The organism is bacterium (genome assembly GCA_041649255.1).
GTDB lineage: Bacteria > Hydrothermota > UBA3073 > JACQXS01 > JAQTXJ01 > JAQTXJ01.
In genome coordinates, this window is sequence record JBAZNK010000009.1 from 124242 (window position 1) to 137421 (window position 13180).

At 35.8% G+C, this 13180-nt stretch carries 14 protein-coding genes; all 14 read right to left on the minus strand.

What is annotated here, in order from left to right:
* Window positions 1-183: 183 nt before the first annotated feature.
* Window positions 184-474 (minus strand): CRISPR-associated endonuclease Cas2, encoded by a 291-nt coding sequence (gene cas2 / locus WC614_07680; GenBank protein ID MFA5032883.1) that lies wholly within the window; start codon window positions 472-474, stop codon window positions 184-186.
* Window positions 475-486: 12 nt separating this feature from the next.
* Complete coding sequence (cas1c, locus tag WC614_07685; protein MFA5032884.1) at window positions 487-1518, minus strand: type I-C CRISPR-associated endonuclease Cas1c; 1032 nt, start codon at window positions 1516-1518, stop codon at window positions 487-489.
* The gene (gene cas4, locus WC614_07690; protein ID MFA5032885.1) at window positions 1515-2165 is read right to left on the minus strand and encodes a CRISPR-associated protein Cas4; all 651 of its coding nucleotides are present in this window, start codon (window positions 2163-2165) and stop codon (window positions 1515-1517) included. The genes cas1c and cas4 overlap by 4 nt, the downstream gene beginning before the upstream one ends.
* A 1-nt stretch (window position 2166) precedes the next feature.
* Window positions 2167-3057 carry a type I-C CRISPR-associated protein Cas7/Csd2 gene (gene cas7c, locus WC614_07695; protein MFA5032886.1) on the minus strand — a complete coding sequence of 297 codons (891 nt, stop codon included), beginning with the start codon at window positions 3055-3057 and terminating at the stop codon, window positions 2167-2169.
* A gap of 4 nt (window positions 3058-3061) precedes the next feature.
* Window positions 3062-4780 carry a type I-C CRISPR-associated protein Cas8c/Csd1 gene (cas8c, locus tag WC614_07700; protein ID MFA5032887.1) on the minus strand — a complete coding sequence of 573 codons (1719 nt, stop codon included), beginning with the start codon at window positions 4778-4780 and terminating at the stop codon, window positions 3062-3064.
* On the minus strand, window positions 4777-5445 hold the full coding sequence (gene cas5c / locus WC614_07705; protein MFA5032888.1) for a type I-C CRISPR-associated protein Cas5c: 669 nt from the start codon (window positions 5443-5445) through the stop codon (window positions 4777-4779). Before cas5c ends, cas8c begins: the two co-directional genes overlap by 4 nt.
* A 6-nt stretch (window positions 5446-5451) precedes the next feature.
* Complete coding sequence (gene cas3, locus WC614_07710; GenBank protein ID MFA5032889.1) at window positions 5452-7665, minus strand: CRISPR-associated helicase Cas3'; 2214 nt, start codon at window positions 7663-7665, stop codon at window positions 5452-5454.
* Window positions 7666-7674: 9 nt separating this feature from the next.
* The gene (locus tag WC614_07715; protein ID MFA5032890.1) at window positions 7675-8019 is read right to left on the minus strand and encodes a hypothetical protein; all 345 of its coding nucleotides are present in this window, start codon (window positions 8017-8019) and stop codon (window positions 7675-7677) included.
* The gene (locus WC614_07720) at window positions 8001-8159 is read right to left on the minus strand and encodes a hypothetical protein (GenBank protein ID MFA5032891.1); all 159 of its coding nucleotides are present in this window, start codon (window positions 8157-8159) and stop codon (window positions 8001-8003) included. The genes WC614_07715 and WC614_07720 overlap by 19 nt, the downstream gene beginning before the upstream one ends.
* A gap of 59 nt (window positions 8160-8218) precedes the next feature.
* Window positions 8219-10870 carry a T9SS type A sorting domain-containing protein gene (locus tag WC614_07725; GenBank protein MFA5032892.1) on the minus strand — a complete coding sequence of 884 codons (2652 nt, stop codon included), beginning with the start codon at window positions 10868-10870 and terminating at the stop codon, window positions 8219-8221.
* Window positions 10870-11889 carry a HEAT repeat domain-containing protein gene (locus tag WC614_07730; GenBank protein MFA5032893.1) on the minus strand — a complete coding sequence of 340 codons (1020 nt, stop codon included), beginning with the start codon at window positions 11887-11889 and terminating at the stop codon, window positions 10870-10872. Before WC614_07730 ends, WC614_07725 begins: the two co-directional genes overlap by 1 nt.
* Window positions 11890-11938: 49 nt before the next feature.
* Window positions 11939-12373: a hypothetical protein gene (locus WC614_07735; GenBank protein ID MFA5032894.1), complete on the minus strand. Its 435-nt coding sequence runs from the start codon at window positions 12371-12373 to the stop codon at window positions 11939-11941.
* Between the two features lie 8 nt (window positions 12374-12381).
* Window positions 12382-12702 carry a hypothetical protein gene (locus tag WC614_07740; GenBank protein ID MFA5032895.1) on the minus strand — a complete coding sequence of 107 codons (321 nt, stop codon included), beginning with the start codon at window positions 12700-12702 and terminating at the stop codon, window positions 12382-12384.
* A gap of 87 nt (window positions 12703-12789) precedes the next feature.
* A partial coding sequence (locus WC614_07745; GenBank protein MFA5032896.1) for a T9SS type A sorting domain-containing protein occupies window positions 12790-13180 on the minus strand: 391 nt, incomplete at its 5' end.

The window sequence follows — 13180 nt, forward strand, 5'->3', positions numbered from 1 at the left end:
GCTACAATATTCCCTTATAGTATAAGGAAGTATTGCATTGTTTTCGCGTATATATGTTTCCTATTCTGTTTTTCAAAGAACACAAATTTTATAACTTTCATAAACCTGCATTATTTCAAGTGTTTCTGCACAATGCGAACCTTCCTATGTTTTTACCATCACTATAGGTTCGCACATAGTTTTTTATACAATTAACGGACCATCTAAATCAACTGTTTCTTTAGTCCCGATATGTTCTACTCTATGTTTCCAGTTTGAGCCAAGAAAGTAAAATCTCAAGCTATCCCTCTCCGGCTCAATTTCATTAATCAACTTTTTACGAAAAACTTCCCACTGTGCAGGGTCAACAACACATTCAAAGACCGAAAACTGCACACGCTGTCCATAATTTTTACAAACTTTTGCAACTCGTCTTAAGCGACGGGGTCCCCCATCACTCTTTATGTTCACATCATAGCTAACCAATACCAGCATAATTTCCTTCTTTTATTTCCAAATAAACACCGGATATCCGTCAATATCGCCACGTAAATGACGACTCAATAATAATGCCTGAATATAAAACAATAAACCTACCTGAATATTCTCTTTTAAGTATGGATGTATTATTTCTTCTTGTTTTCGTTTTTGATATGCTACCAGAAGTTCTTTACGTGTATCATCATTCATAAGAACAGCTCCTGACTCCATCTTTTGAAATCCTTTCTTACGGATTTGCTCACGATTAATAAGCGAAAGAACCAATCTGTCCGCCAGAAATGGTCTAAACTCCTCCATAATATCCAATGCTAAGCTGGGTCTGCCCGGTCTATCTCTGTGTAAAAAACCAACGCAGGAATCCAACCCTACGCTTTCTAATGCAGACCTGATATCGTGCATTAAAAGAGTATATAAAAAAGACATTAGGCAGTTTACCTCATCAAGCGGTGGTCTTCTATTTCTTTCTTCAAACTTAAAATCACTTTTCTGGGCAATTATTAAATGGTCAAAAACACTGAAATACGTATTTGCCGCTTCTCCTTCTATACCACGAAGTTCATCTAAGGAATTATTGTTTTGAATCTGCTCAAGAGAAAAATTGAGTCGTATAGATGCCTCTTTTATTTCTTCTGTATTTATTTTATCCGGATGGTCTCTCAAGGCTCTTTGCAATACTGTTCGGCAATTTGATATCTTTCCTGTCAATAGGGACTTTGCTATTTCCGCAGAAGCTATCAAATCATCCGCACGGCGATATTGTTCACGTCTCAAAAGAACGTTACCGGACACTTTCCCGTGAACACTTGCCAGAAAACGTCCGTATTGAGTTACAAAGCTAATTGCCACTTTATTTTCTGCACAAAATCCCATAAGATAGGGACTTATAGAAACATTTCCGAAACAAATAATGCCTCCAATCGTATGAATTGGTAATTGTAATTTTGTTTCTTTCTCAACAGAAACAACAACAGTTTCACCCTCTTTTGAAAGGTACGCTCCTTGTGTAGTAACAAATAATGTGTTTAAGTATTTTTTCATTGTTCCTCTTTCAACAAGTCTCGTCTGACAGCGGATAGGTATTCTTTTACCGAAATCTTTCGTTCAATTGTTTTGGGTAAACATTCATCAATAAATGAACAAGAGTCACATTTTGGAGTATAAACCGGTGCAGGGGTCTTACCAGAGTCAATAAAAAGATGAAGTTGCTTTGCTGTTTCTTTTGTTTCATTGCGCAAAGTCTCATCAAACTGCACATCCAATCTATGTCTTGTTTTACCATAAAATATAGCGCCCGACGGTATTTTAACATTCATCATTTCCTCAAGACATAAAGCTTGTGCGCAGAGCTGAATTTTATCGCTATCATCCGGTTTTGGCTTGCCCCGTTTGTATTCCACAGGAAACGGCACCCAGTTCTCATTTCCCTCTGTCTTATGAAATTCCACAACATCAGTTTTTCCGCTTAATCCCAACTCAAAAGAATGTAAAGGCATTCCTCTTTCAATTCGTATGTCTTTCCGATTTTCTGTATGTTCTTCGTGAACTTTTTCGTGCATTGTCCTGCCTTCTGCGGTAAGAACATTTTCAACCCAGATTTGCTCAATATGAATCAAGGCGCATTGTCTTTTACAAAAGACAAAATGCTGTAATGCCGACAACTGTAAAAAATCGTCTTCAGTGAACATATTATAACTTTTCTTCCATTTTGACACCACTTGGAACAGCCTTGCTTACCTCTATACTATAATCAGAAAATGCTCTAGCTGGCTTTGAACTATTTATTGGTTTTACCGTTATTAGCTCAAATAATTTATGTGCCGGTGCACAGCCAAGTTTTGCTTGTTCCTCTTTTTGCTGTTGATTTGTATCAGTTCCTTCGTGCTTAAATACAAACAATTTTCTGGCATTCATTTTCCCTCTTGCAGCTGAGTGGTCGTGGTCAAACATATTAATAAGTGCATTCCAGAATAACTCTAAGTCTTTTTCTTTAAATCCAGTTTGTTCAGCCAAAAAGGCGGAAATATATCCTTCGGAACGATATAATCCGTATGGAATAATATTTTTGCGTCCCATCATTCTCTCTTTTTCTCTTTCAGCTTCTGTTTCAACTGCCATTCGTGTAATAGTTAATTCCATAGGGATAACAGCATCTATGCTACGAGCAAAATTCAACTGCACAGGGCCTCGGACTTGCCCACAGTTATTTTCTGTGGTTGACATAACAGCACCGAATGCACGGACATCAAAGTAGTTTTCACACATAAATTTGCGTCCTGCTTCTGCAGATGAAAGTTTATCTTTTTTCTCTTCTTTAGAAAGAGACTGGTACGCCCCACTTCTTTCTGTAGTAAGCACGGCTTTTTCACGAACATAAATTTTATGTGGTGTTTCGTTTTTCTTTACTATATCTACATAGTTACGTATCTTTCTTTTTAAACAAACATCTGTGACAATTCCGTAACTTGTCTCAGGGTCAATACGTGGCATATTACCTGAATCAGGGTCTCCGTTTGGATTGCCGTTTTCTACATCAAATAAATATACAAACTCATAGCGGTTTTTTATTATGTTTTCCATAATTTTATCCCTCCTTTTTTTCTGTTTTTTTATACAGTTCTGGTTTCTGTTGATAATACCCTATAGCAAACATTCCCTGTTCTTCTAAGCTTAAATGTGAAGGGAATTTAGGAATATCCGCCATAATTTCTTCTATATGTTTTTCAATATTTGCTCCAAAATCTGACTTTTGGATGTGATGCTGTGCTAAACGCAATAATTGAGGAAACACCACCGAAGGCGTTGCAGAAGCTGATCCATAAAAACGGTCTTTTATTGTGGTGTTTGCACCTGGGATAGCATCCTTCTGAGCTTTTTCAAGAATTGAGAAAAGTCGTCCCAGACGATAACCAATGTCTTTTTCTTCCCTATTTAATGCCATATTGACCTCCTTTTCTTTTTTATTTTTTAATCTCCAATTTCTTACCAAGTACGCTTTTATTAAAGCTACCCGCAGATAATTTATTTTTTGGTCTGCTTTGATACGATTTAAAACCACGGTTAAAAGTGTTGACGGATAAGATGCTCCGGTAATTATTGAACGCATCAATGCACCTGCCAAAAGTGGCGAAATGTTTTTTGTTTTTTCTTGCACTGCTGTTTCGTGAAGTAGATGCCACATCCCCGGATATTCAGGGTCAGTTTCATAACTTTTAATGATTTCCAAATCCTTAAAATGCTGGACAATTTTATAACTAATATCCTCAACAGTGCTTACATACCAAAAACGCACAGACAAGCGAGATGCGTTAGGTGACAGCCCCAAAATATAAAATTTCATATTTTGGGCATTTTCAATCTCTTTAGGCTTTTTCCCTTCACGAACTGCTTCTAAAAATCTGCGTAAATCAGTTAAGTCTGCCTGATTATCTTTGGGGTCTAAAATATCTTTTAAGAATCCCTCAATTGGTGTCTCTCCTTCTGCCCAAAATACAGTTGTAGAATCACTTATCTGGACTTTTTGTCTACTGTCAAACCTCAGAAGATGATTAAGGGCAGTTGTATAATTAAAAGCCACTGTTTTACTAACAGGTGCATTAAATCCCTTAATTTTATTATATGAAGAAAAAGAATCTTGATTGAAAGAAACTATATTTGCCCCCTTCGTATTTGTTGGATCATAAACCCCTTTGATATTAAAATGTAATCGCTCGATTGGTCTTTTTACTCCACTCACTAAACAAAAAGCTATATATTCTGATTGTTTTCCTTCGCAATATTTCATCCATTTGTTTTTAATATCCAAATGGTCATGTATGTATTCTCGTTCACCATCCAGTTGAAAAACTACATTCATGCCTGCCATTTCTTTCCAATCATTTAATTTTTCCGCATTTTCTGGCTTCCATGAGTCAAGGAAATTCAACATCGCCTTCATGCCTATATCATCAATTTCATTGCTTAATCCGGTCTGAAATTCTTTAAATGCTTTAAACATTTCTTTAGGACGATTTTTCTCTTTGTATTCTTTATTGCTTGCGCCTAAAACATAATCTGTGTTCCCCCACATAAAATTTGGCTCAATATTAACTGATTTCTTAGTACCTTGAGGAACAACTAATTCTTTAGCAATAGTTTTCTTGTCCTTTTTCTCACGTAAATCTTTTACATCCAGAAATTTCCCCGATTTATCTAAAACTAATGCAAAATGAATTTTTTCTCTTGAAAAGCCAAACAATGGAATATCTGAATTTACATCTTCCTTTAATCGTCCATAGTATTCATTCAATGCCTGAATAATCATTGCTCGCCTCCTTCTTTAAATGGAGGGACAGTAATAACCCCATCTACCATCCGAACCTTAAAGAACTTTGCCTCCATATTGTTCTTAAAATCTATGTCGTGAAGCATCCATCCTAAATCAATTTTTCCCGTTAATTCAGACTTAGGAATTTCGCCTTCTACAAGCTCAAAATTAACAGGAAACTCTCTGCATCCAAAATAAGGGCTATGAAAACATTGCCCCTTTTCTGCCCTACGGTCAAACATTTCTTTATGTTTCGCCGGATTATTATCCTCGTTGCCCACAATTTCAAAATGTGCTTCAATAATATAACAAACATTCTTTAATATCATTGATGCTCTTTGCTGTCGAACATCTTCTATAAAAATCTCAACGGGAGATACTTTGTCACTCATTGCTTTTTTTATTTTGTTTATAGATATTTTTGTGCCACTCTCCCCCTCGGTCCCAAGTTCGTTTCGTCTGATATTATCAAATTTAATAGGATTAAATACGTGAATTTTATCAATAGCCCAGCGAATAGATGGCTTCCAGTAAATTGCTTCTAAAATTCCACGCGCTGATGAAGGTGTTATTACATCATAACTCACACGTTCCGCCTTCATCTCTGGACGAGTAAAACAGGCATAATTACCCCAAACTTTTAATTTTATACCATACATAATGCCCCCTCAACTAATATTATTTTCTATTTTCCGGAATATAGGGTTATCATAAGTTAATCCGATATCATCGCGATACAGATCTGAATTAGTTAAAACAAAATAATTATTCTGTATCCGTTCAACCGATACCCCTTCTAATTTTTTTAATACTTCCGGATAAACCTGTACGCAAAACCGCTGTGCCTTGCGAGCTAAATTTTTGGTAAACTCCGCATAACGTAATTGTTTGATAATTTCTTTTGCCTGATCATTATACGGAATTATTATTGACTCCATAACATTGTCTATCATCCTAAAATCACCTGCTATTTCTTTGAAAGGGAAATTCAGTTTAGCAATATCTTCTGCTAATCTTTCTAAAATCTTATTCTTATCCAGATTGTTACCATTTCTCCAATACAGATTAAGAAAATATTCATTCACAGCATTTATAGATAATAAATCGTCATATTTTCTCATTATCTCACCAGCTTCTTCAACACCTTGACGCAAATATCCGACAGACGGAGGCTTTTCTGGATAAAATACATAAACATTACCCATTTGCAATTTACCTTCTCTATTACATCTACCCGCAGATTGAGCAATAGAATCAATACCGGCAGCAGAGCGAAATACAACAGGGAAATCAATATCTACTCCTGCTTCTATCAGTTGTGTACTAATTACTCTACATTTTTTCTTGTTTTTAAGGGTGTTTTTTACATTTTGAATAACCACAGAGCGGTGTGCAGGACACATCAAAGCAGTTAAATGATACAAACCTTCTTTATCTTCATTTTTTATTCTTTCATAAAGTTCCCTTGCATGTTTTCGTGTATTAACCACACATAAAACTTTTTTATGCTCCAAAATCTTTTTTGCCAATTCCTCATCCGTAGTTGGTTCCTGCTTTTTTGACAAGCAAGATACTTGTACACGCCTGAATTTGTCATATAATTCTATTGGATTAGAAATAATTTCTTGGACATTTTCCAAACCGCTTTTAAATTCGTTAGTCTTTGATAAAGCCGGTTGTGTTGCAGTGCATAAAACTATGGTTGCCTTATATGAATTTGTTAATTCCCTTAAAACCTCCATACAGGGTTTTAATAGGGTCACAGGGAGCATTTGTGCTTCATCTAAAATAATAACACTGTTGGCTATATTATGTATCTTACGACATTTTGAAGTCTTGTTATGGAAAAGCGATTCAAAAAATTGCACATTAGTAGTAACGATCAAAGGCGCATCCCAGTTTTCAATTGCAAGTTGTAATTTATAATCATCTTCATTTATTTCCAAGTTGCTATGATGTTCAATAACTGCATCCTCGCCGAATATTTCTCTAAAAACATCCGCATTTTGTTCAATTATGCTGGTATAAGGAATTACATAAATAATCCTTTTCATTCCATATTTAATAGCATGTTTCATTGCAAAAGCAAGCGAGGATAAAGTTTTTCCTCCACCAGTTGGAACAGTTAAAGAAAATAATCCTGATGATTTGTCTGCGGCAGAAATACACTGTTGTAAAATTTCTTTACGATACTTATTTACCACTGTATCGGATGCCTCATCACATTTTTTGTTTAAGGAATCATCCAATTTCTTTTTCATTTGTAAAAGTTCCGGATAGTTACCTCTTATTAAAGTTTTGTCTTTGTTCATAAATTCTTCGGTGTCTAGAAAATCAGCATCCACAAGGCAGGAAAAAAGCATACGGATAAAAAATTGCAGTTGAAATGCAATACGTTCATTATTCCCTTTAGTAGGAACAAACGGCAATGATTCAATTTTTGAATTAAATTCAAGGATATCTTGGGGACAGGCAGAATAACTAGAAACAACTTTATTTAACCTATCACACAGGCATGCTTCATTTGACTTTCCGTCAAGAAGCCCTGAATGATGTCCTGCTATTGCATAAGATAGTAATTTACCATAGCCGTTAGGAAGTGATTTATTAGATAACTGCGCACCAGCTGTTGAATGGTCAGGATGTCCAACTTTTGTTTCCACATTAGTATTGTTATCCGCAGACTTAATCAGCATGTTTTGAAATTCATGCGAATATTTTCCAATATCATGCAACAACCCCGTTACATAAGCCCAATCTCCCGCCCCTATTGGTTCTGCAAATTGTTTTGCAAGTTTGGCAACATTTTTTAGATGCTCTTTAAGTTCCTGCCATTCCTCTTGTGGTCTGCCTTCTAAACTATGTGCATAATATTTTTTCATATTTCTCCATTAAAAATCACATATTGGGCAATAAATATTCTTCCATTTAGGGTTAGCAGGATGATTTCCACCATTTTGACGTGAATTATCTATTGTATCCTGATATTTATGCCAATATATACATTCCCAATGATAAGCATCTTGTTCTGTCTCACAATGTTTAAATCGGTAATATTTATATTCCCAATGACGTCCTTTCATTCTTCTATATAAATTTGTATCTGCTCTTCCAACATATCTTGGAGGTCCACTTTTTGTTTTATAAAAAATATATACTCCCGGGATATCTACTACATTCTCATCCCAATATATCATATCCAAAAAATTAAGTCTGCTTAACCTATTATAAGACATTTTTTACCTCCTAGAATAGATATGTCTTTTATAAGAGTATCTAATTCTTTATTAGGTTCCCATGTTTTATCAAGGGTTTTAATATGTAATGCAGAATTAACAACAAGTTTTGCAATATTATGGAAACCTATTTTTATCACTCTTTAAAACAAAAACCATCCCTAATTCCAAGCAGGGTTTCTTGTCTGACTTCTAATTTCTATCTCAATATCATAAGTTTCTTCGTTGCTTTGAAATTGCCCGCAGCAAATTTGATAAAATATACTCCCAGAGAGAGTCCTTCTATTTTTACATTATAGTATCCTTTTGCCTGCATTTCTGTGTGAAAACTTTTTACTACTCTACCCGATATGTCATAAAGCTTCAAAGAGATACTTGCTTCCTCCGGCAAGCCATACTTAATTATAACATTTCTGAGCGAAGGGTTAGGAGCAGGCGAAAAGAGCACAAACTTATCCGGGAATTTATTGTCCTCTACACCAACTTGCTGCCGTCGTAATTCCACAGATGCAGCGTTTAAATGATTCTTATTCCCGGAACTATCCTCAAGCCAGACATACAACATATGTGTCCCCCACAGGGAATCTATAATCGCCTTAAATGGTTTATCTTTTATATCCCCGTAAAAGCCATCGCTTGAATACGATGGCAAACTATCTAATTTGCACCACATACCAGCAATACCACTATTATCATACGGATTAGTCCAATTAATAGTAAATGTTGCTGAATCTTGCAATGGACTTGGATTTGAACCATTGGCAGTAATATTAACAGGCGCCGGTGGAGGAGTGGTATCATTACTGATTGTAAATAAGTTGCTGGTATCTTTACTGCCGTTACCGCTACTGTCAGTTGCAGAAACCCTGATCAGACAAGTTTTCGAAAAAACATTTGGTATATTCCAATCCTGATACCACACACCACTGGAAAAACTATCTGAGGTATCGAGTAGGGTATTCCAATTTGTCCCACTATTAGTTGAATATTCTATTTGGCAATGGATAATTGTGCCATTATTATCATACATTGCCCATAAAATTGTGTCATTTTCCCCTATTTTCCATATGTTTCCGCTATCTGGCTGAGAAATAATTATAGAAGGAGGAATAGTATCTTTTACCGGAGGACCACCCAGTTCCAAACGAAGCCTTACTCTCGCTTCAACATCGTTTTGGGGACTCACATAAAGCCAACCTTCTTGAGAAGTGGTATACGTTCCTCTCGCTGCTTTAACGTTCACAATTGCAGTATCATAAGGTAAAATGAAGAGAGCATCTGGTGTTATCTTTTTCACCCAAGGCTCATATGAATATATATAATTAATTTTTAGAGGCGCCAATCCATTATTAGTAATCCTCAAATCCTGTCCAATTTGCCCAATTGTATCTCCTCCTGTACCATATGCCACCACAGCCGCATGAAGATAATCATACGCATCTTCCGTCCATTCATTACTCATCGTTGTGTCACAAAAAAAATTAGTTCCCGGGGTAACTATAGAATCATATACTGAAGTTGGCGCTCCATCCGTAGTTTCACAATGTCCTACCCAAAAGGGGCCATTAAATACAAGCCCATTGCTTACAGGTATTTTCCAGCAGAGGCATTCTCCAGCATCTTGAGTTATATCAGCATTGATAGCAAATAGAAAGGTGGAAGAAGGCACTCCGCCATTATCCTCTGCCACGACAAAGCCGCAATTCTTGGTTTGTTGAGAAGAGTCGTAATTATAAAACCATACATAAAAATATTTAAGTGTACAGGGCTGAGCCGGAACCATCTTTGTCATTTCAAAACCAACCTGAGCTCCCTCATCATAGACTTTAAAAGGACCTTCAAAATCATTAGATAAAGTAACCTCACCTTTGCTGTTTCCCTTTTTTATTGGCTTATTCAAAGTAATTTCTTTGTAGTTTTTAGAATTATTCAAGTCAATTTCTTTACAGGTATAGAGTTTGTGCTCCTTAGAATTCATAGGTTGAGCGAAAGACGGTATTTTATTGATTCGGATAGACTTCGCTTCCCTTATTTTGCCTTTAGCTTCTTTATGTCCCTTCTTACCACTGCTAAAATCAAATACCAATGTAGTATCAAGGGTGACAATATTAGGAACCGAGTTACGCCCCTGCCTTCCATACGCAGAAGCCCCTTCATGCCCATCATTATACCCTTCATTAATCCATTCCATCTGGAGACAAGGACACATAGTATGAGTAGTATTATGGGCATAACAAGCGGCAACCGTGTAAGGAAGTATCCATTCAAAAATATTATCAACAGAATAATCATTCGGTACTATTCCTTGGTTTGGACTCTTATAGGATGGAATATTCCCTTCTCCAAAAGCTTTTTCATAACAATATTCTACAAGCCCATCGCATCTAAGTGCGGGAGTGCCTCCATAACCAGTAGGGTCTTTGTAATGTCCCCAGCAAAAAGCGTAAGTTATATTTAGACATTCTTCCTCTGCTACGCGTATGATTTCATCTGCATTAACTGAATCAATTCTTTCTTGAGTATATGCTCCCCAATACTCATAGGTGCTTTTCCCTTGCCCTAAAAAGCCAGACCAAGTGTTAATACCACTTGGTCCACTCTTACCGTTAGCTTGTATAACTAATCTAAAACTATCCCCCGGAGAACCATATTTATAGAATATCGCAGTATGCCCATAATTAACTATATTTAATACTGGATCGTGCAAATCTCTATAAATTGCATTCCCCCTATTAGGATATTCGTTTTGATTAGTTGATTGAGGAGCAACAAAACTATAGAGCTTACAGGTATTTACCAAAACTAAACTAATGCCGACCAAAAGCATTTTAATGTATATTTTTATTCTCATTATTTCTGTAAAAGTTTGTCCAGTGATTTGTTCATCCTAGATTTAACATACTCACTTTTTACATTATTCAAGGTTTCTCTAATAGGTTGTTCTGCGCTTACTGCTCCTATTAAAGAAAGTGATTCTGCTGTATGCATTATTAATAATTGATTATTACTCTTTAATTGTTTTATTAAAATTGGAACAGCCTTTTTAGACTTCAACGTACCTAACCCAATAGCAGCATCTATTTTCAAATCATTACTCTTGTTATTCGTTAAAAGTTCTATAAGAAAACCCTCAACATCCGCTCCGCCAATAGAAACTAATGAATTTATTGCATTAGCTTTAACGATATTTATATACCGTTCATCATTAGGATTCCCTTCCAAAACCTTTTTCATTAATTCAGTTGTTGCAATTTTGTCACCTATTATCCCAAGTGCCTTTGCTGATACCATTTGAATATCTTTATTATTATCGTTCAACAACTCAATCAGAGGCGGGACACTTCTCTTGTCTTTAAGCGGTCCTATCGCATTTATTACAGTTATTCGAAACGGAATGCTTGAATTATATAAATTATCTATAAGAACATTTGTAGCAGTAGTATCCTTAATAAAACCTATAGCAGTAGCACATTCTCCCCGTAATAATTCAGTTTCACTTTTATCCTGCAATACACTTATTAGATAATGCGTAGATTGCGTATCCGGAATTACTTCTCCTAATATTACAGCCATAAAGAATCGGGTTTTATAATCTTCTTTCTTATCCAATAACACTTTTGTAAGATACGGTATAGATGTTTTACCAGTTTGTGAAAAAACATTCATCGCATCGCCTATACTCCAACCTATTGACTCAATATCGTCAGTCTTTGAACAAGTAGTTCTTATGTTGGCTATACCTGTTTCAAGTTTCCTTACAGTTGCTGGAGGAAGGGGCTGAGCAGTTTGCGCCAAAACACTTTCTACTGCAATAAGCACAGATGAGATAACTCCTAAGAATAATTTTATATATTCTTTCTTTCCACTCATACTCGCCCCTTTTCTAATTTTTTTCTTAACAATACACTAATGAGTTTTTTTATAACCACATCCAATTGTTTCTAAGTACACTAGCCGTTTTATTGGCAGGGTCTGTTCGTGTAGTTGAAATAGGGAATGGCGAACAAATCCCCGAAGGTAATGGATAAGGCAGGGCAGTAATACCAAATAGACTAATATGTTTTATATTCCATCCAGCTGTTACAAAGGCATTAATATATTGAAGCCCATTATTTTTGCCCCCAACATGTAGAGGGACTAAAACAGCGCCACAAACAATCCCCTTAATTTCATTTGTAAATTGGTTTGGTAAAATTCCTGCTTCCTGAAGTGCAGATATTTGAACAAAAACATCAATGTCTCCACTCCTTGTGGAAATTTGATATATTCCTCTTTGACATACGCCAGTCAAAGCTCTTACAACAGAAGACTTTCTTGTGTTATTAGTTCCCATAATTATATAAATATCTGGCATTTTTCTCTTTATTTTTTTCCCATTTTTTCTTTCACATATTCTCTATATCGAGTATACGGCACTACATAAAATGCTGGGGGGGTATCATTAAAACTGATGTCTGTTTCTCCTTTGTCGTTTTCTTCTAATTTATAATTTCCCAGAAGAAATACTAATTTCTTACATGCATGATGTACATAAAGATTATCTGTTTTACGATTCTTTGGTAAGAGAAAGGGTAGCCCACATTCAAGACATTCGCTATATATTTGTTGCCCACAATGAGGGCAATTATCACTTTTCTCTAATTTATCTGTCGTTATTTCTTTTCCGCAGTAAAGACATTCCATTTTTCCTCCTAGTTAAAATTATATTTAGGATAATACATATATAACAAAGCCCTTCCCATCACTGAGAAGGGCTTTTCCATTATCTTTTTATTTCATTAACACTATCTTCTTCGTCTCTTTGTAATCTCCTGCTTTGAACTTCAGGAAGTAGACTCCCGCTGCAAAGTTTTTACTCTCTACTGTAGTAACATATCTGCCCGGCTTTGTCTTTGCATTGACAAGTGTCTTTACGTTCCTTCCCGAGAGGTCATAGAGGCTTAATTTTACGTCGCACTCTTTCGGAATACAATATTGAATCGTTGTTCTGTCTTTGCAAGGATTAGGATAGTTCTGATAAAGAGCGAAAACCAAAGGTTTCTCTTTGTTATCACTTGTGCCCCATGTAACATCAACCTTGAATTTATGAGTGCCCGCATTTGCATAAGTGTAGTTTGTAGCTTCTCTCATATTTATCGTAGCTTTGGTCTCAATGTCAGTA